Origin of the sequence: Acinetobacter rathckeae, from assembly GCF_015627125.1 — a bacterium.
Classification (GTDB): Bacteria; Pseudomonadota; Gammaproteobacteria; order Pseudomonadales; family Moraxellaceae; genus Acinetobacter; species Acinetobacter rathckeae.
The window spans coordinates 35,617-54,764 of sequence record NZ_VTDO01000011.1 but is presented as its reverse complement, the minus strand read 5'-3'; the positions used below and the strand labels follow the sequence as shown (position 1 = coordinate 54,764).

At 37.8% G+C, this 19,148-nt stretch carries 17 protein-coding genes, 1 rRNA gene and 1 pseudogene; 13 read left to right on the top strand and 6 right to left on the bottom strand.

Translation table 11 applies throughout. The features are described 5' to 3' along the window. The first annotated feature begins 22 nt into the window (after window positions 1–22). Both rrf and cysK read left to right on the top strand, forming a co-directional pair. Window positions 23–137, top strand: a 5S ribosomal RNA gene (gene rrf / locus I2F31_RS12615). A 279-nt stretch (window positions 138–416) separates the two neighbouring features. Next, window positions 417–1,391 (top strand): cysteine synthase A, encoded by a 975-nt coding sequence (gene cysK / locus I2F31_RS12610; protein WP_195769971.1) that lies wholly within the window; start codon window positions 417–419, stop codon window positions 1,389–1,391. Between the two features lie 50 nt (window positions 1,392–1,441). Here cysK and I2F31_RS12605 read toward each other — a convergent pair whose 3' ends face one another. Further along, window positions 1,442–1,798 (bottom strand): RidA family protein, encoded by a 357-nt coding sequence (locus I2F31_RS12605; protein WP_195769970.1) that lies wholly within the window; start codon window positions 1,796–1,798, stop codon window positions 1,442–1,444. 71 nt (window positions 1,799–1,869) lie between these two features. Further along, a complete protein-coding gene (locus tag I2F31_RS12600) occupies window positions 1,870–2,586 on the bottom strand; it encodes a GH25 family lysozyme (protein ID WP_195769969.1) in 717 nt (238 codons plus the stop codon). 189 nt (window positions 2,587–2,775) lie between these two features. On the opposite strand from I2F31_RS12600, the gene I2F31_RS12595 reads away from it, so the two are divergent. Next, entirely contained in the window at window positions 2,776–4,074 is a 1,299-nt protein-coding gene (locus I2F31_RS12595; RefSeq protein WP_195769975.1) for an MFS transporter, read from the top strand. A gap of 43 nt (window positions 4,075–4,117) precedes the next feature. Then, a pseudogene (locus I2F31_RS12590) lies at window positions 4,118–4,655 on the top strand (DUF924 family protein). A 65-nt stretch (window positions 4,656–4,720) separates the two neighbouring features. Here I2F31_RS12590 and I2F31_RS12585 read toward each other — a convergent pair. Together I2F31_RS12585 and I2F31_RS12580 are read right to left on the bottom strand one after the other, a co-directional pair. Beyond that, complete coding sequence (locus I2F31_RS12585) at window positions 4,721–6,268, bottom strand: alkaline phosphatase (protein ID WP_195769968.1); 1,548 nt, start codon at window positions 6,266–6,268, stop codon at window positions 4,721–4,723. An 83-nt stretch (window positions 6,269–6,351) separates the two neighbouring features. Next, entirely contained in the window at window positions 6,352–7,227 is an 876-nt protein-coding gene (locus I2F31_RS12580) for a helix-turn-helix transcriptional regulator (RefSeq protein WP_195773974.1), read from the bottom strand. Between the two features lie 154 nt (window positions 7,228–7,381). Between I2F31_RS12580 and I2F31_RS12575 the strand changes: the two genes are divergently transcribed. Next, on the top strand, window positions 7,382–8,290 hold the full coding sequence (locus I2F31_RS12575) for a DMT family transporter (protein ID WP_195773973.1): 909 nt from the start codon (window positions 7,382–7,384) through the stop codon (window positions 8,288–8,290). Here I2F31_RS12575 and I2F31_RS12570 read toward each other — a convergent pair whose 3' ends face one another. Further along, on the bottom strand, window positions 8,291–8,869 hold the full coding sequence (locus I2F31_RS12570) for an SPOR domain-containing protein (RefSeq protein WP_195773972.1): 579 nt from the start codon (window positions 8,867–8,869) through the stop codon (window positions 8,291–8,293). An 18-nt stretch (window positions 8,870–8,887) separates the two neighbouring features. Then, window positions 8,888–10,678: an arginine--tRNA ligase gene (gene argS, locus I2F31_RS12565; RefSeq protein ID WP_195769964.1), complete on the bottom strand. Its 1,791-nt coding sequence runs from the start codon at window positions 10,676–10,678 to the stop codon at window positions 8,888–8,890. A 195-nt stretch (window positions 10,679–10,873) separates the two neighbouring features. On the opposite strand from argS, the gene I2F31_RS12560 reads away from it, so the two are divergent. The 8 genes from I2F31_RS12560 (at window position 10,874) to I2F31_RS12525 (ending at window position 19,087) form a co-directional block, all read left to right on the top strand. Beyond that, window positions 10,874–11,134 (top strand): type B 50S ribosomal protein L31, encoded by a 261-nt coding sequence (locus tag I2F31_RS12560; protein ID WP_195769963.1) that lies wholly within the window; start codon window positions 10,874–10,876, stop codon window positions 11,132–11,134. 184 nt (window positions 11,135–11,318) lie between these two features. Continuing rightward, complete coding sequence (locus I2F31_RS12555; protein WP_195769962.1) at window positions 11,319–13,016, top strand: NAD-dependent malic enzyme; 1,698 nt, start codon at window positions 11,319–11,321, stop codon at window positions 13,014–13,016. A gap of 24 nt (window positions 13,017–13,040) precedes the next feature. Beyond that, window positions 13,041–13,271 carry a hypothetical protein gene (locus tag I2F31_RS12550; RefSeq protein WP_195769961.1) on the top strand — a complete coding sequence of 77 codons (231 nt, stop codon included), beginning with the start codon at window positions 13,041–13,043 and terminating at the stop codon, window positions 13,269–13,271. Window positions 13,272–13,632: 361 nt separating this feature from the next. Beyond that, window positions 13,633–14,166 (top strand): RNA polymerase sigma factor, encoded by a 534-nt coding sequence (locus I2F31_RS12545; protein ID WP_195769960.1) that lies wholly within the window; start codon window positions 13,633–13,635, stop codon window positions 14,164–14,166. A gap of 9 nt (window positions 14,167–14,175) precedes the next feature. Then, window positions 14,176–15,180, top strand: coding sequence for a FecR family protein (locus tag I2F31_RS12540; RefSeq protein ID WP_195769959.1), 1,005 nt, complete (start codon window positions 14,176–14,178; stop codon window positions 15,178–15,180). Window positions 15,181–15,272: 92 nt separating this feature from the next. Continuing rightward, complete coding sequence (locus tag I2F31_RS12535; RefSeq protein WP_323127586.1) at window positions 15,273–15,845, top strand: biliverdin-producing heme oxygenase; 573 nt, start codon at window positions 15,273–15,275, stop codon at window positions 15,843–15,845. Window positions 15,846–15,917: 72 nt separating this feature from the next. After that, a complete protein-coding gene (locus tag I2F31_RS12530; protein ID WP_195769958.1) occupies window positions 15,918–16,307 on the top strand; it encodes a YbaN family protein in 390 nt (129 codons plus the stop codon). Between the two features lie 188 nt (window positions 16,308–16,495). Continuing rightward, window positions 16,496–19,087 (top strand): TonB-dependent receptor, encoded by a 2,592-nt coding sequence (locus I2F31_RS12525; protein WP_195773971.1) that lies wholly within the window; start codon window positions 16,496–16,498, stop codon window positions 19,085–19,087. Window positions 19,088–19,148 lie beyond the last annotated feature (61 nt).

The window sequence follows — 19,148 nt, the reverse complement described above, 5'->3', positions numbered from 1 at the left end:
AAAACAGTCCATAAACAGTTATGCTGGCGACTATAGCAAGAGTGAACCACCTGATCCCTTCCCGAACTCAGAAGTGAAACCTCTTCGCGCTGATGGTAGTGTGGGATTACCCATGTGAGAGTAAGTCATCGCCAGCATCTTATTCCTTAAAAAGCCCCCTATAATAAGGGGGCTTTTTTTTATGCTGGAAAAAATTAATTAATCAATAAAGTTAACCATATTGATGCAATATGCTCAGGCTATACAGAGCCATTCTTACTATAAATTAGGTAAATACTTTACCCAATGAGCTGTAGTAAACTTTCCTTCATAAATCTCTGTGCTATGTTTATACAAAATTAGACTTTGATTCATGATCTTAAGCATGTTAAAACTAAAAATATTCAAAAAAACAGTGATAAGTAAGGGAATTTGACATGACCGTAAATAAAGGCATTGCAGTTTATGAAAATAATGCAGATGCAATTGGAAATACGCCATTAGTTAAAATTAATCGTATTATTTCTGGTGGCGCAACGGTACTTGCAAAAATTGAAAGCCGAAACCCTGCTTTTTCGGTGAAATGTCGTGTTGGAGCCGCACTGATTAAAGATGCTGAAGAACAAGGTGTTTTAAAAGCAGGTATGCATATTGTTGAGCCGACGAGTGGTAATACAGGCATTGCACTGGCATTTGTTGCGGCGGCCAAAGGGTATGAAATTACTTTAACAATGCCTGCAAGTATGAGTTTAGAGCGTAGAAAAGTACTTAAAGCATTGGGTGCAAATCTTGTACTTACTGAGCCAAGTAAGGGGATGAAAGGCGCAGTGGATGAAGCAATACGTTTAGCTACCGAAAATCCAGAAACGTATTTTCTACCACAACAGTTTGAAAATCCAGCAAATCCCAAAATTCATGAAACAACAACAGGACCTGAAATTTGGGATGCTACAGGTGGTGATGTAGATATTTTGGTATCTGGTGTAGGTACTGGCGGAACAATTACGGGGGTTTCTCATTATTTTGAGGGAGTTAAAGGTAAACCACTATATTCTGTGGCAGTAGAGCCTGCAGAATCTCCGATTATCACTCAGACTAAATCTGGAGAAGCGATTACCCCTGCACCCCATAAAATTCAGGGAATTGGTGCGAACTTTATTCCTAAAAATCTAGATTTAAATATTGTAGATGAGGTACTTACAGTATCTAGTCAAGATGCTATAGATTGGGCCAAAAAATGTGCCACTCAAGAGGGTATTTTAGTCGGTATTTCTTGTGGTGCAGCTTTAGCAGCGACAGCTGAAATTGCAGCACGACCTGAAAACAAAGATAAAACAATTGTTGTTGTTCTCCCAGACAGCGGTGAACGTTATTTATCTTCTGTACTATTTGAGGGCTTGTTTGAAGAATAGTTTTTTCTCGTTTATAAAAAAGGTCGCTATAACCTATAGCGACCTTTTTATTATTTTGATTTAACAGCAACGGCTGTCATTTCAACCAGTACTTCAGGAGCATATAGTTTTGCTTCTACGCATGTACGTGCAGGTGGGTGTTCTGGATCAATCCATGCATCCCAAACAGCATTCATGGCTTGGTAGTCTGTCTCTATATTTTTAAGGTAGATGGTCACAGATAGAATATCACGTTTGTTTGCATCTGCATCAGCCAAAAAACGGTCAATATTGTCTAGGGTTTGTTGTGTCTGAGAGGTAATATCTTTAGAAGTATCATCTGCAAGCTGTCCTGCTAAATGAATAAGGTCACCAGAAATAGCAACTTCACAGAATCTAGAGGTTTTATGTAGTCGAGAAATACTCATATTTTTACTCTTTATCATAGATAGTGAACATGATAATACGAAATAATCAGAGCGTTAAGTCTATACGTGGCTTATTGCTGTTTTTCTAGGTAATGTAAGTAGTTTTCCCAAATATCTTGTGATGCAGCGTAAACATTGATATCAACATCACCGTCGATACCATTAATACGCCCTTGTTTTGTGTGTTGCCAAAAGAACCAACTGTGCTGATCTGCAAGTATAGGTGGCGTAGTTTGGTAATGTCGAATCCACAATGGGGCAAAGCTAAATGTAGGGCTTAAAAATAAGTTGTAAAAACGACTCGATGTATAAATAATCGGTTTTTTTCCATAATGCTTTGCAAGTGATTGATATATTATTTTGATTTCTTGATTGAGCTGTTCTTTTGTATATGTTGTTATGCATTTACTGTCATATTCGATATCAATAACAGGTGGTAAATTACTGACTTGATTGGGTACAGTCTTAATAAAATTATTTGCTTGATCTTTTCCTAGACTACATAAGCGATAAAAATGGTATGCACCAACATGAAAGCCTCTTTCTTTGGCATTTAGCCAGTTTTCTTGAAATTTAGGATCTTGATAATCTCCACCTTCTGTTGCTTTGATATAGACAAATTGGTATTGCTGTGGTGATATTTTATTCCACTGAATATTGCCTTGATGGTGTGAAACATCGAAGCCTTTGACGGTATAGTCTTGTGCGTAGAGTGTTGAATTGAAAATAAATATGCTAGTGAAAAAGGCCAGATATATACTCAATGTTGTTGTATTTTTCTTAAGCATAAATACATGGCCTGTAAATAAAGCAGTATTGTGCAATATTTACATGAAAATTCAATAGATGTTGTGTTTTCAAATGGCAGATGAAATATAGTTATAGCCCAATGGATAATATCAATTTTTGCTTAAATCTTACAAAATAGACCATTAAGTAAAATCTTATTTATCATTTAATAAGGAAGAAATATGACAATGCATTATAGTGAACAAGAAAAACGTAGTCGTATTCAGGGAATTGTTGGAGCCGCATCTGGTAATTTGGTGGAGTGGTTCGATTTTTATATTTATGCAGTCTTTGCGGTTTATTTTACGCATGCTTTAACTGCACCGAATATGGATTCAACGACAAAGTCGATTTATGTTTGGGGGGTGTTTGCTGCCAGTTTCTTTATGCGTCCGATTGGAAGTTGGTTATTTGGACGTATTGCTGACCGTCATGGTCGTAAAAAGTCGATGGTCGTATCTATCTGCTTTATGGCGGCGAGTTCATTTTTGTTTGCGTTGTTACCTACATATGAACAAGTTGGTCTATGGGCACCATTTTTACTGTTAGTCATTCGCTTGCTACAAGGGCTTTCTGTGGGGGGAGAGTACGGTGCTGTTGCAACTTACATGAGTGAGATGGGGCTAAAAGGACAACGTGGTTTTTTCTCTTCGTTTCAGTATGTGACCTTAGCGGGTGGACAACTCTTAGCAAGTTTGCTTAGCGTAATTATGTTGGCTTTTTTAACGACACAGCAATTAGAAGCAGGTTGGTGGCGTTTGCCATTTTTTATTGGTGGTTGTGCTGCTTTATTGTCTTTATTGGCTCGTAGTCACTTAGAAGAAACTTTGTCTGTGGATGACAAGGATGATGCAAGTAAAAAAGCATCGGGTAGTTTACGTGAGTTACTTAAAAATCACTGGAAATCATTTCTATTGGTTGTTGGATATACCTCTGCTGGGTCATTGGCATTTTATACAATTACAGTATATTCAAAGACGTATTTAACCAATAGTGTTGGTGTGTCTGCACAGTCTGCAGGCTATATTATGACGGCTGCATTGTTTGTTTTTATGGTGATACAACCTGTCTTTGGCATAGTGGCAGATAAGATTGGTACACGTAAAGTCATGTTGATTTTTAGTGCAGCATTGGCGATTTGTATTTACCCTGTAATGGCTGTTGCAATGCCCATGAGTGTTCACTCACCCTTTTTACTGGCTGTGTTACTTATCTTTATGATGTTACTTTTGAGCTTTTATACATCTATTAGTGGGTTAATTAAAGCTGAAATGTTTCCAATGCATGTACGTGCTTTGGGTGTAGGTTTTTCATATGCTGTGGGTAACGCATTATTTGGCGGATCAGCACCTTCAGTTGCTTTGCAGTTTAAGTCTGCAGGTGTAGAGAATAGCTTCTTTTTCTATGTGATTGTTATGCTTGTGATTTGTTTCTTATGTAGCTTGGCTTTGCCGAAGAAGCCCGAGTATTTAGAGAAAGATCATTAATAGAAAAATGTTGATTGACCTTTTAAGTGGGGTTTAGATATATATGATGAATGATGTTCTAGACTTTTGGTTCTCTGAGCGACATCAACCGCTATGGTTTAAACAAGACAGCCAGTTTGATCAGGCGATTTTTAGCCAATTTTCAGGATTGCATAATCAGGCAAAACAGGCGGAGCTATGGTCTTGGCGTGAAACAGCAGAAGGTAGATTGGCAGAAATTATTGTATTAGATCAATTTTCTCGTAATTTATTCAGAGGGTCGGCACACGCTTTTGCTCAAGATGGATTAGCTTTGGCTTTGGCACAAGAGGCGATCGCTTTAAAAGTAGATGAGGAGTTATCGTCACAACAACGTGCTTTTTTGTATATGCCATTTATGCATAGTGAATCTAAAAAAATACATGAGCATGCTGTGGTGTTGTTTACAGCACTGGGTAATGCCAATAATTTAGATTTTGAGTATAAGCATAAAGCAATTATTGACCGTTTTGGGCGCTATCCACACCGTAATCAGGTTTTAGGGCGAGAGTCTACAGGCGGATGAACTTGAGTTTCTGAAACAGCCTGACAGCCACTTTTAGCTTAAAATAAATAAAGTGGATTCATTACTATGAATCCACTTTATTGCTTTAACAATACTCAATATTTATTTTGTTAACGCTTGGTCAATCACATTGAATACATCGGTGTTGTCGATGTAGCGACCATCATTCATTTTTGTATATTTTGCATAGCCTTTATCTATCCCTTTGACTTGATGTGCAAATCGTTCTGATCCAGCACCTTTTGCCCATAATGGTACTAGTGCATTTGAATGGTCACCTGTAGGTCTAAAGCTAAATTTTGGTAGATTGCCTTTACCTTTGTTTTCAATGAGCTGGAATGGTTTAGTATTTGCATCTGCACCCATTGGCATACCGTTGTCATGGTCTGTGGTAACAATAACAAGCGTTTCATTCCAGTTGCTGTTTTTTTCTACCCAATCAATGGTTGCTTTAACTGCATCATTAAAGTCTTTGGTCTCTTCCATCAGGCGACCATATTCAGGTTCGTTTGTACATGTACCATAGTTCCATTGTGAGCTACATGAGCTTGTATGAGCTGACCAGTCTGTTGCTCCACCTTCGACCATAAGAAAAAAGCCGTTCGGGTTTTTACTTAAATGGTTAATTGCACCTTTTGTCATCACACTTAATGTTGGCACTGTTTTTACGTAAGCATCACCTGATGGATTTTTACCGTCTTTACCAACAATGGCAACTTGTCTTGCTTGTTGTAGGGTGTTGGCAATTTTTGGAGAGGCAAATATTGGGCCTGTATAGACTTTGCTACCGTTAGCAAGCGCTTCAAAGTCTTGTTTGTCTCGAATAATGTTCCATGCAAATGCATTATTTTTAGCAACCAATTGGCCTTTTGTGAGTTTGTTCCAATCTTCGCTAGAGAGGTAGGTACTTCTGGTTTTTTCGTCACAACCGACTTTAGACTCGTTGCTTGCCAAAGCTTCACATGGTGTTCCGTTCACATTATAACCTGGTGCTCCCGTACCCATGACTAAGTCTAAATGCCCTTGAGAGAGCATTTGGTTGGAAATGGCATGGTAGTTGTTTCGTGAAATATTTTGTGCACCAAAAGCGGCAGGAGTTGCATGTGAAAATGGTACAGTGGTAATGACACCTGTGGCTTTGCCTTCTTTTTTAGCAGTAAGAGTAATAAAGTCGACTGGGTTACCGTAATTGTCATAGTTAATGGCATTATTAAAGGTTTTTTTACCTGAAGCCAAGGCTGTACCTGCAGCGGCACTGTCTGTTGGGTTTTTAGAAAGGTATTCGTAACCTTTTACGGCCAGTTTTTCTGATTGCGTTGGTGTAGTGTCCCATGCTTGTTGAGGGTCATAATTGACAACGGAGTCAGAGTTATTTGTCGGGCTTTTTGATGTATTAAGCGGGTAAGTTGTCATAGCATATTTTGCAGGGAAATTTGCATATGGTGTTTTCTCTCTACCACCATATTGCCAGTTTGCAGTGGCATCCCATGTGCCTACGCCTGCGCCATCATTAATGAGTACAATAATATTTTTAGGTTTTGCTACAGGTTTAGTCGTATTTTGACTGACAAGATGTTGTTGACCACAACCAACTAAAAGTAGTGAGAGTGACAATATGCTAAGAGCAAATAATTGATGTTTTTTTTGCATGATGCTTTGAATCTTAAAATAATCTTAAAAAAGAATATTAGAATATATATATTGCAATCATGTTAAATGGTGGTTGCCACTCCTTATGCTGTGTTGGCTTTAGATTGCCGTAAGCTCGATGGACTATAGCCAAAAAACTTTTTAAAGCGATAACTAAAGTGACTACTTGAGCTAAAACCATATTTAAATGCAATGTCTGTGAGTGTTTGATGATTCATTAAAATATCTGCATGCGCTTGGGTTAAACGTTGTTGCATGACATATTGATGTGGTGGTATTCCCATAGAGATCGTAAACAAGTGGGCAAAGTGGTATTCGCTGATTCCAATAGTCTGTGCTAACTCACTGATGGTGAGTGTTGTATCTAAATGATGATGAATCCATTCAATAATAAATTGTCGTTGAGTTGTACTTAGCCCCCCTTTGAGCTGTGGTACATGCCAAGATGTATTACTGTATTGCTTGATGATATGCGTGAGTAGCAACGTTGCTGCTGTACTCATTTCAAGGAGATTTTCACCTTGTTGCCAGTCATTATTGGTAATGAATTGTCGATATAAAGAGGTGATTTTTTCATCTAATACAAAGTTTTGTTCTGTCAGATGAATATGGCGAGGTTCTTTATCCCAAATTTGTGTCACGACCTGTTCTAGGTGTTGTTGCGTGTAGTATAGATGCACAAAAGAGAGGTCACCTCGTATATCCCATGTTGATTCTGTATGTTGTGGCATTAGGCAAAAATGGTCAGGTGCTCCACCATTTTCCCAACCTGTATTGGTTTTGCGGTAAGTATCATATCCTCCTCTTACATAAAGGCTCAGCGTATGGTGGTCACTACAGACGTGTACCTGATCTTGGTTGTTTGACCAATGTGCCAGTTGCATACCCGAGCCAATTTTTACCGTGTTGAGTAATTGTGCTTTGAAGCGCTGTAATTGGTCTAATGTTTGGTAGTGCATGATGTTTGGCTCATAAAATATGATTTATTATTTTGTTTTAAGCATATGGTTATTAAGCTTTAAAAAGCAAGAATATGTTAGTGCATCGCAAGAATATATAAGCTTCTTTTGGCAGTGTATATACAATAAAAATAAATATTTGGTAGATGTATGCATGAAATTAAATGTCTTTTTATATGCGTTGGTGGTTGTGCTGTGGGGCACAACCTGGAGTGCCATTACACTACAGCAAAGTAGTTTGATTGCACCTGAAGTTGCGGTGTTTTGGCGTTTTTTTATTGCGGCAATGATTTTATTGCTAGGCTTAGCTACCACAAAAAAACTGGTAAAGTTGTCGTTAAAAGATCATCTTTGGTGTGGGTTACAAGGGTGTTTTATTTTTGGCTTTAACTTTTTTTGTTTTTATACTGCAGTTGATTATATTAATAGTGGCTTAGAGGCTGTTATTTTTTCTATGGCGGTATTATTTAACACCCTAAATAGTAAGTTGTTTTTTAAGCAACCGATTAGGCTTCGTTTCTACCCTGCAGTGAGTTTTGGTTTCTTAGGCATGATTGCGTTATTTTGGCATGACCTACAAGGGACACATTTTAAACTAGATACTTTAAAAGCGATTGCTTTATGCTTACTGGGGACGTATGGGTTTTCTTTAGGCAATATGTTGAGTCTATATCATCAGAAAAAGGGCAACCCTGTATTGTCTACCACTGCCTATGCCATGTCGTATGGTGCATTGGTGATGTTATTGATCAGCCTTTTACAAGGCCATGATGTATTTCCTACATTAAAAACAGTGTCATTATTAGCCATTCTTTACTTGGCAATTTTTGGTTCAGTGATTGGTTTTTGTGCCTACTTCTTTTTAATTGGGCGAATTGGTGCAGGAAATGCGGCCTATAGCACCCTTATTTTTCCTTTAATTGCCTTATTATTGGCAACCTACTTTGAAGGTTATATTTGGCAGAGCAATGCAGTGATTGGTATTGTATGTATTTTAGTGGGTAATGCCATTTTCTTTGTGCCTTTTGAGCGAGTATGCCATGGCTTCAAACAGCGTACTTAACTAGTTTTTGACCACAATAGAGTCTATACCACTATTTTGTAAAAGTTGTTGAGCATTGAGGGCATTTTGTTGAGTTAAATAAGGCCCAGAAACAACACGATACCATGTGTGCCCATGCTCATTGAGCGTGATGACATTGGCAGGCAGTTTATTCATTAAAATTTCTGAACGTCGAGCATCTGCACTGTCTGGGTCACTAAAGCTTTTAATTTGTAAAAAATAGGCTGTTGTTGGTGTATCTTTGGCAGTGGCTGGGTCAGAGGCCATTTGTTGTGGTGCAGATACAATAATACTGTCGGTATTGATTTGTGACTTAGGTACAGCTTGTTCAGGAATAGGAGTGACTTGTTGTTTTGGAAGTTGCTCATAAAAGCGATAGTCATGGTTGGTTTCTTGGGCCATTTGTTTACTGTCTACCACGTTTGGGTTGACAGGAGCCCAAGGTTTCCAAAAGGCAAACCCAACAACAATACACATTAAAATAAAAAACACGACCGCTGTGCCTGCCCATGCGGGGAGCAGGGCAGGTTTAGGATGTTTTGGTTTTTCAGAAATGCAATGTTGCGTTTTTCCAAACACGAGTCTTTCCTTTTTTTATTACATGCTTTCAGGTGCAGATACGCCAAGTAGCGTGAGGCCATTGCGAAGTACCTGTTGAACATTTACCGAAAGCAATAAGCGTGCTTGGGTAAGTGCTAAGTCATCATTGAGTACTTTATGTTCGTTATACCATGCATGAAAGAGTGCTGCGAGTTCTTTTAAGTAATTACCGACTTGATGTGGCTCATAGCTACTTGCTGCACGGCGAATGATCTCTGGGTAAGCGGCCAATTTCGCTAAAATGGCTTCTTCTGCTGCTAAATCTAGGCGCGCAACGTGGTTTTGAGCTTCTTCTAGATTAAAGGCTACAGCGGTATTTTGTGCTTTTTCGAGCATACGGCAGATACGTGCATGTGCATATTGAATGTAGTACACAGCATTGTCTTTACTTTGCGAAACAGCAAGGTCTAAGTCAAAGTCAATGTGTTGTTCACTTTTACGCATGACGTAGTAAAAACGTGCAGCATCATTACCCACTTCTTTACGTAAATCTCGAAGCGTGACAAATTGACCAGAGCGAGAAGACATTTGTAGCATTTGACCACCACGCCATAGGCTAACAAACTGCACCAATAAAATGGTCAGTTTTGATGAGTCATAGCCTAATGCATCAATGGCTGCTTTCACACGTGTCATATAGCCATGGTGGTCTGAGCCCCAAATATTGACTAAATGGGTAAAGCCACGTTGTAACTTATTTAAATGATAAGCAATGTCTGAGGCAAAGTAAGTTGCTTGCCCATTACGACGTTTAACAACACGATCTTTTTCATCACCAAATGCTGTCGATTTAAACCAGATATTGCCATCTTGCTCGTATAAGAAACCACGTTGTTCAAGGGTTTCTAAAGCTTCATCTATTTTGTCGGCTAAAGTTGCTTCGCTAAACCATTGGTTAAATGTTACCCCAAACTCGCCTAAGTCATCTTTAATGTCTTCTAAAATGGCATGTAAAGCGGCTTGGTGGAAAATACGGTAATTCGGGCCAAGCAGTTGTTGTGCGTTGGCAATTAAACCATCAATGTGTTTTTCTTTGTCGCCAGAAAGAATGACTTTGTTGCCTTCAGCATCAAGCTCTTCGGCATATTGCACATCTTCAGGGACATTGTTGTAAACGTCAGCTACGGCAAACACATAGTCTTGGCCATCTTGGTCAATGATGCTTTGTGCAATTTCTTTGACGTAGTCGCCTTGGTATGCATTTTTAGGGAAAACTAAGTTTTGCCCACACAGTTCAAGGTAACGCAAATAGGTCGATGTGGCCAAAATGTCCATTTGACGACCTGCGTCATTGACATAGTATTCACGTTCAACGCTTGCACCTGTTGCCTCTAAAATATTGGCGATGGTCATGCCGTATGCTGCACCACGACCGTGTCCAACGTGTAGGCTTGAGGTTGGATTGGCAGATACAAATTCAATTTGTACACGCTCGTCTTTATTGTCTTGGCTTTGGCCAAACTTATCTTTTTCGGCTTGAATGAGCTGAAGTACGGCGTAGCGCTCATCTGCATTTAAAAAGAAATTAATAAATCCAGGGCCTGCAATTTCAGCTTTACTAATTTCAGACATTTGTGGCAAAGCCGAGAGAATTTTCTCTGCTAAATCACGTGGTCGCATACCTGCAGCTTTTGATGCCACCATTGCAATATTTGACGCGAAGTCACCGTGACTGCGGTCTTTAGTGCGTGTAAGTTGGCTAATATTTTTCCACTCAGAAGGCAGAATGTCTTGTGCAATGAGCGTTTGCACCGCATGGTCTAAAGCTGCTTGTATGGCCGTATTCATATTAATTAAAAAAGCTGTGGCATAAAAATGCTAAATATAGCAAATTTAGCGTCACTTGGGGGAAACGATTTATGGCACTTTGGTGTAATTTTTGCCTAGATGATGAATACAGCAGAGTTCAGATTGACAAATGCGAAATATTTCATTAGTGTTATGTTATAAAGTAACAATAGAATTGAATTTAGGACAATGGCCATGAGAGAAAATATTCACCCGCAATACCAAAAAGTATTGTTCCATGACACCAATGCAGACGTTTATTTTCTGATTGGTTCAACCATGAAACCAAGCCAGAAAAAAGTGTATGAAGGGGTAGAATACCCTTATGTCACTTTAGATATTTCAAGTGCATCACACCCGTTTTATACAGGTGAAATGCGTCAAGCCAGCAGTGATGGTCGTGTCGCTAACTTTAATCGTAAATTTGCGCGTTTTGCGAAAAAGAAAGCAAATTAAAAGACTTGATTTAAACGGTTCATATGTTTTGCTCTTAAATGATTTGTATGATTTAAGGGCATTTTTTTTGTTTGGTGGTGTTACAATGAGCAAACCTATTTTTGTCTAAAAACATGTCAGGTGGCCTGTTTAGTCATAAATAACACAGTCACAATGTATTTTAGCCAACCTCTGAGAGAAAGTTATGAGTGTAGATTTATCGCAGAAACGTCCGCTTTATATTCCTTATGCGGGAAATTCATTGCTTGAGTTACCTTTACTCAATAAGGGTTCTGCATTTGGTGAAGATGAACGTACACGCTTCAATTTACATGGTTTAATTCCTCACGTTGTAGAAACTATTGAAGAACAAAGCCAACGTGCGTACCAACAATATAGTGCGTTTAATAGCGATATTAACAAGCACATCTATTTAAGAAATATTCAAGACACCAATGAAACGCTATTTTTTAGAGTGCTTCAAGACCATTTAGCTGAAATGTTGCCCATTATTTATACTCCTACGGTGGGTGAGGCGTGTCAGCGTTTTTCTGATATTTATCGCCGTCATCGTGGTGTATTTATTTCATATCCAGACCGTCACCATGTGGATGACATCTTACAAAATGTGAATCGTAAAAACGTTAAAGTGATTGTGATTACTGATGGTGAGCGTATCTTAGGTTTAGGAGACCAAGGTATTGGTGGTATGGGTATTCCAATTGGTAAGCTGTCTTTATATACCGCATGTGGTGGTATTAGCCCTGCCTATACCTTACCAATTACCATTGATGTGGGTACAAATAATCAACAATTACTCAATGACCCCATTTATATGGGCTGGCGTCAGCCTCGTATTTCGGGTGATGAGTACTATGATTTTGTTGATGAAGTCATTCGTAGCGCACGTCGTCGTTGGCCAAAAGCCCTCATTCAGTTTGAAGACTTTGCACAGAAAAATGCCTTGCCATTACTAAACAAATACCGTGACCAAATTTGCTGTTTTAATGATGATATTCAAGGTACAGCAGCAGTTTCTGTGGGGAGCTTAATTGCGGCCAGTCGTGCTGCGGGTAAATCACTCAAAGACCAAACCATTGCATTTTTAGGTGCAGGGTCGGCAGGTTGTGGGATTGCTGAGCAAATTGTGGCACAAATGGTGGCCGAGGGCTTAACAGATGAACAAGCTCGTGCTCGTGTGTTTATGGTTGACCGCTTTGGTTTAATTACCGATAACCAGCCAAATGTGCTCGATTTCCAAAAGAAACTGGCACAAAAAGCAGATGTGGTCGAAGCATGGGTGAACCCAACAGATATCATTTCTTTACTTGATGTTGTGAAGCATGCCAAACCAACCGTATTGATAGGTGTATCTGGACAACCTGGCCTGTTTACTGAAGAAATTGTACGTACCATGGGCATGCATTGTTCACGCCCGATTATTTTCCCATTATCTAACCCAACATCACGTGCAGAAGCTGTGCCTGCTGACTTAATTCAGTGGACTGAAGGCCGTGCTCTCATTGCAACAGGTAGCCCATTTGCACCTGTTAATTATCAGGGACAGCTTTACACTATTGCACAGTGTAATAACTCGTATATTTTCCCTGGTATTGGTTTGGGGGTGATTGCATCGGGTGCAACACGTGTTACAGACAGCATGTTAATGGCTTCAAGTAATGCTTTAGCAGATTGCTCACCGTTATTACATGATACGCATGGTGACTTACTGCCTGATGTGAAACTGATTAAAGATGTCTCTCGTAAGATTGCTTTTGATGTGGCCAAAGCAGCGATTGCTGCTGGGGTTGCTCCTGCGATCTCTGATGAAATTTTGACAAAAAATATTCAAGATAATTTTTGGACACCTGAGTATCGTCAATACAAACGTGTCCCATTTTAATTAATGCATGTATAGGATAGTTAAATGAGTAACGAAAAGAAAAGTGGCCATAAAGGCTGGATTGGTGTAGGTATTACTGTATTTCTTGCAGTACTATTTTTAGGCTTTTTATTTATTTCTGTACAACATGACACACGTACAGTGAATAAATATGCTAAAACATGGGCGGGGGATGGTGCATCTGACCCTATGGCCAGTATGCCGATGGGCCATGATGGTATGAATCATAGTGGCCATGACCACGGTAAGAACTAAAGAGTAATTAGAAAAATGATTTTGTAATAAATTCATTCTACTAAGTCAAATTTCTTATTATTGGTGTAACAGTGACATTAAACTTATTGTATGCAATATTGCAGTAAGTTTAATGAAAATAATATGAGTATTTTTATCAATAATAATATGACATAGCATATTTAAATCCAACATTCATCATGATGTTAGAGAGTCTTTAAATAGTATAGCTTTAATTGACCAAAGCTAAAAATAGGGGTTTACCTGCTATTTAGTATAAGTTGCTTAAATTCATTTTAACTTCGTTACTTGATTTTAAATGCAAATAATTATCATTTGTGGTATTATTTTCACAATATAAAACTCTTAAACATATAGCCATATGAAAGATTCATCCTTACATATCGAAGAAAATGAAGAGCGACAAGTATTCATAAAGATATATAAAGAAAACTATCAATGGTTGAGTCATTGGCTATTCAAAAGTCTAAAGTCAAATGTACATCTAGATGATCTAGTTCAAGAAACGTTTTTAAAACTTTTTATTTCAAAAAATGCACACTTAATTCGTGAGCCGAAAGCATATTTAGCTACTACAGCACGTAGATTGTTTATCGATCAAACTCGCCATGAAATTATTGAAAGAAAATATCGCGATTACTTAAAGGAATCAGCAAATGAATACTTTGATCATTCGCCAGAAGATATTTTGTGTAATTTACAATTACTAGATCAGGTTGCTATGGCAATGAGTGAGTTGCCTGAGCGTCAAAGGATCAGTTTTTTACTCTATTATTTAGAAGGGATGAAGCAAAGTGATATCGCCATGCGATTTAATGTTTCAACCCGTACAATACAAAATGATCTTGTTAAAGCAATGATAAGATGCCACCTTTGTCTTCAAAAAGATTGTTAATCTTATTTTATGGCTCAAACTCAAGATCATCAAGAAGGCTTAGCATTCCATGCAGATGTTATGGAACAAGCAGCGCATTGGATTCTTGTTTTAGGTGATGATTATACACAAGAAGAATATGAACAGTTTCAAGTTTGGCTAAAAAAAAACCCTCAGCATGCATGCTGTTTTAATCAACTTAAATCTACTGTTGATCAGTTTTCTCAGCTTAGGCAGAGTCATCGAAGACCTATTCCACATCAATTGATTGAAAACTCAATTAAAAAAGCCGATGAAAATAAACTATTTAAGAAAACACGGTTATATTCAATAGCCATTACTTTTTTTCTTGTATCGTTATTATGGTGGGTAGTCCCAACAGATGCTTGGTTAGCAGACCAGAAAAATGCTTATAATGTATGGTCAGAAAAAGAGCTTTCTGATCACTCTGATATTAAAGTGAGTGGAAAAACATTATTTAATATTGATTATGATCAAAATCAAAGAAGTATTCATTTAATTACAGGTAATATTCTTGTCGATGTTGCTAAAGACAGTAAACGTCCTTTCTTTGTAAAAACTGATCAAGTGAGTATTAAAGCATTAGGGACACGCTTTATTGTTCATTACTTTAATGGTTTAACAATACTAACAATGCTTCACTCAACAACTCAGGTTGAATTTAATTTGCATGGTGGCGAAAAACAGAAGGTTTATGCACATGCAGGGCAACAACTTATTATAGATGAGAGTGGTGCATACTCAGTGCAAAACCTTTCTATAAATTTAGCTGAAGAGTCATGGAAAAAGCAAAGATTAGCAGTTGATCTGATGCCTTTAGACCAAGTATTAAATATTTTACAAACCTATGAAAAAAATACATTAAAGTATGATCCAACCGAGCTACATCATATTAACGTTTCTGCAATTTTACCGTTAAATGGTTCAGGTGTTGAATTATTACAAGACACTCTACCTATTTCTGTGAGCAGTAATATTCTTGATCAAAAGGTTATTTCTATTAAAAAAGAATAAATTTTTTCGTAATTTTAATTTTTGTACGACCTCTAGAGTGAAAAGGCAAATTTGATTTTTTTGCTTTCATTGTGAATTAAAGGGGAAGATTTGTGCAAAAAGAAACGCTATCACTGCGATTAAAAAGTGAAACAGCATCGGAACATGAGCGCATGTATCAATTGATGCATGCTGCTAATGTATTTTCAACAAAAGAAAAATATACCCAATTCACATTGTCTCAATACTACTTTCAAAAGCAAATTGAACACTTATTTTTAAACCCTAAGGTTATGGCCATTATTCCAGATTTAGATACGCGAGGGAGATCAGATTTAGCATTGCTAGATTTAAAATATTTGGGAGTGACACCACAAACACCTTACTCATTAAAAGAAATTGATTACCCGCAAGCATTGGGATGGATTTATGTTTCAGAGGGTTCAACATTAGGTGCAGCTTTTTTATTCAAAGAAGCACAAAAGATGTTGGGGTTCAATGAGAATTTAGGTGCCAGAAACTTGGCAGCTTATCCTGAAGGGCGTATGAAAGTATGGAAGCGGTTTACTCAAGCATTAAATGATGCAAGTTTTAGTATTGAGCAGCAAAATTTGGTGATCCAAGGGGCTTTAGAAGGATTTGAATACTTTGGTGAACTTTTACAATGTATAGGTAGTCTGGAGTAAATTGTTGATTCGTTAGAACTTTATATTAAAAAATACTAGGTCAATCTTTTAACTAAAGAGCCAAAAAAAATTATGACTATTTTTGTAGATCAAGAAAACCCCAAATCATTTTGGCTACGTTGGGTTTATTTTACGCTTGCATGTGTTTGTATTGTTTTAGGTTTTATTGGTATGTTTTTGCCAGGGCTACCTACAGTAGACTTTTTTGTTTTGGCTTCATTTTTTGCGGCGAAAGGATCTAGGCGTATGCATCAATGGTTCGTGAATCATTGGTGGTTTGGCCCAATTTTAAAACAATGGCATGAGCATAAAACACTACCAAGATCTGCAAAAATTTTGTCAGCTGTAAGTATGACGGTTAGTGCATTACTCATGTTGTACTATATTCCTCACCTTGAATGGGTTTTAGTGGTGATTTTTTGCATGCTTTCTTTTCAAGTATGGCTATGGGCTAAAAAATAACTATTTAGTATAGTGTTTTAAAAATTAATGAAAATAATTTGCATTATTATTTCGCTTTTTGTGTGTTTATACGACTTATTTGTAAAAGATGTAATTGTTCTTAACATTTAACAGCAGATCTGGGTAGTGAATCTTTTATGATGAAAACAAATCCTTTACTAAATAAGTTTAATTTAAAGCCGATGGTCATGAGTATTCATCTTGCATTGGTATCTACATTAATGCTTTCAACAAGCTCGACATTTGCGGGCACACAAGATGTTAAAAACTACAATATAGGTTCAGATAGCCTGAGCCATGTTTTGAGTCAATTTGCAGATCAGGCTGGTGTTACGATTGCTATGAATGGAAGTGAGCTTTCCACTTTGCAAAGCTCAGGGCTACAAGGGGAGTATCAGGTAGATCAGGGGTTTAATAAACTACTTTCTGATACAAGTTATCGTGTTGAAAAAACAAAGAATGGCTATGCTGTTTTGAAGAAAGTAGCGGATGCTGAATCAGCAACAACGATTACAACAGGTACATTAAATATTGCGGGTCAAACGGGAAATCTGGGCAATAGTGGTGACACAGAAGTATCTACTTTTGATGTTTATAAAATGCCAGGGTCTGTAGAGCATGTTTCTCATGAAATGTTAGAAAGAGTTCCTTATAGTCGTACAGGGGATATGTTTAATGATACGCCAGGTGTGGCAGCATCAAATAGTACTAACTCTACGGGCTTGCAAGTTAATATTCGAGGATTACAAGGACAAGGGCGTGTAAGAACGTTAATTGATGGTGCACAACAAAGTGTTTCGACGTATCGAGGCTACCCTGGTAATCGTGACGATACCTACATAGATCCTGATCTTATTGGAGCCATTGATATTAACAAAGGCCCAAGTGCAGGCGCCAATAGTGCAGGAGTTATTGGCGGTGTAGTTGCTTTAAGAACACTAAATGCAGATGATGTTATTACAGATCCTAATAAAAATTGGGGTGTGCGTATACGCGGTTCATTAGGTAACAATATTGTGTCAGGCCGTACCTGTACTCAGGTCTCTGAGTCTTATACAAGGTGTATTAACCGCTCAGAAGGTACAGGAGTCAGTTCTAGCCCATGGTCAAGCCGTGAGTATAGTCTTAATGGCAAGATCCCTAAGCATAATCTTTCAGGCAGTGTAGCAATGGCTTGGCGTCCAACTGAAAATTGGGATATTACAGTTGCACATGCTGAACGTGAATCTGGAAACTATAAATCAGGGAAAAAAGGAATCGAGAAGTGGAAAGGAATATATCGTGATTTTCAAGATGCTGAAGTTTCAAATACATCTATCGACTCTGAAAGTACATTAATAAAAACTAGAGTGAGATTTTTAGAAGATCATTCACTGGCATTTAGCTATTCAAGTTATGAGAATAATGCGGGGTATTATAGCTCTACGGCTGGACTTTTTACAGGTCCTAGACTCCAAGGTTCTTTGAGACGGACAGTAGCTAATAATTATACAGCAAATTATGCTTGGAACCCAGATACACCTTGGTTTGATCTTAAATTAAATGTATGGGGTACTAAAGTAAAAGGTGGTGAGGATATGCCAGATACTATAGATACTCCTACGGTGAAAATAAAAAGCCATATTATGGGAGCAGAGCTGTTTAATACTTCGAAACTTCCTGTACCTGTTGGTCATTTAAATGTGAAATATGGTTTATCTTTCTCTAAAGAAAAAACAATATTTGGATTAGATGATAATGTTGATACAAGTTATGGAATGTTTGTACATGGTCAAAAGACGAATACTGGACTATTTACATCTATAGATTGGCAAGCAACGCCATGGTTAACATTAAATGCAGGTCTACAGCATAATAAAAGCATGGCCAAAAATTTAGATACGCGATTAATTGAAGGTTTCCAAGGAAACCTTCCACAGAATCAAGAGAATACGTTTACTACAACTTCTCCAAATTTTAGTGTGGTTATGCAACCAACAGATGAATTACAGGTTTTTGCAAGTTGGAGTAAAGGAAAAAGAACGCCAAGTATTCGTGAATTATATATGGGTACCGTTGTAGAGTCTGACCCTAATCTGCGTCCTGAAGATCAGCGTAATTTAGAATATGGTATCAACTTTACTAAACAAGGCTTGATTACAGAGGATGATAAGTTTGGTATCAAGTTTTCTAGGTTTGAGAATTTGACAAAAAATTATATTGCCCGTGTGAGTTGGGCTGCTTTAGGAGAAAATAGGTTTGATCATAATGCAAGCTATGTATTTCATAATATTGAGAAAGTACAGCTTAAAGGGTATGAGCTATCTTTAGACTATGATAATTATCGTATGTTCTCAAATATTGGGTTAACGTATTTTGATTCGGTGAAGGCTTGTTATCCATCACGAGATGATGACGATAATACAATACCTAGCCAATGTTATTCTGTACCAGGTAGTGATGATTGGAGTGCAAGCTATATGCCTCCACGTTTTGAAGCTAAAGCAACGTTAGGCCTAAAGTTTCTTGATAGCAATTTAAAACTCGGCGCTAAAGTTCGTCACTCTACGGCAAGTTTGAGTGGAGGCTCTATGAGAGGGGTTAAAATGAGTGAGATGATTTGGGACAAGTACACCGTTTATGATCTGTTTGGAGACTACAAGATTAATAAGAACTGGACTGTTGGCTTTAGTGTGGAGAACTTAACAGATCAGTACTACATTCCGAGTTATTCAAATGCACTTGAGGCATTGCCTGCACCTGGCCGTACTGCACGTGGCACGATAACTTTTAACTTTTAACTTTTAACTTTTAACTTTTAACTTTTAACTTTTAACTTTTAACTTTATTTAATTAAAGAGC

Bases quoted from the DNA above. Each gene is read 5' to 3' on its own strand.
- cysK (WP_195769971.1), top strand. From the start codon at position 417: ATGACCGTAAATAAAGGCATTGCAGTTTATGAAAATAATGCAGATGCA.
- I2F31_RS12605 (WP_195769970.1), bottom strand. From the start codon at position 1,798: ATGAGTATTTCTCGACTACATAAAACCTCTAGATTCTGTGAAGTTGCT.
- I2F31_RS12600 (WP_195769969.1), bottom strand. From the start codon at position 2,586: ATGCTTAAGAAAAATACAACAACATTGAGTATATATCTGGCCTTTTTC.
- I2F31_RS12595 (WP_195769975.1), top strand. From the start codon at position 2,776: ATGCATTATAGTGAACAAGAAAAACGTAGTCGTATTCAGGGAATTGTT.
- I2F31_RS12585 (WP_195769968.1), bottom strand. From the start codon at position 6,268: ATGCAAAAAAAACATCAATTATTTGCTCTTAGCATATTGTCACTCTCA.
- I2F31_RS12580 (WP_195773974.1), bottom strand. From the start codon at position 7,227: ATGCACTACCAAACATTAGACCAATTACAGCGCTTCAAAGCACAATTA.
- I2F31_RS12575 (WP_195773973.1), top strand. From the start codon at position 7,382: ATGAAATTAAATGTCTTTTTATATGCGTTGGTGGTTGTGCTGTGGGGC.
- argS (WP_195769964.1), bottom strand. From the start codon at position 10,678: ATGAATACGGCCATACAAGCAGCTTTAGACCATGCGGTGCAAACGCTC.
- I2F31_RS12560 (WP_195769963.1), top strand. From the start codon at position 10,874: ATGAGAGAAAATATTCACCCGCAATACCAAAAAGTATTGTTCCATGAC.
- I2F31_RS12555 (WP_195769962.1), top strand. From the start codon at position 11,319: ATGAGTGTAGATTTATCGCAGAAACGTCCGCTTTATATTCCTTATGCG.
- I2F31_RS12550 (WP_195769961.1), top strand. From the start codon at position 13,041: ATGAGTAACGAAAAGAAAAGTGGCCATAAAGGCTGGATTGGTGTAGGT.
- I2F31_RS12545 (WP_195769960.1), top strand. From the start codon at position 13,633: ATGAAAGATTCATCCTTACATATCGAAGAAAATGAAGAGCGACAAGTA.
- I2F31_RS12540 (WP_195769959.1), top strand. From the start codon at position 14,176: ATGGCTCAAACTCAAGATCATCAAGAAGGCTTAGCATTCCATGCAGAT.
- I2F31_RS12530 (WP_195769958.1), top strand. From the start codon at position 15,918: ATGACTATTTTTGTAGATCAAGAAAACCCCAAATCATTTTGGCTACGT.
- I2F31_RS12525 (WP_195773971.1), top strand. From the start codon at position 16,496: ATGAGTATTCATCTTGCATTGGTATCTACATTAATGCTTTCAACAAGC.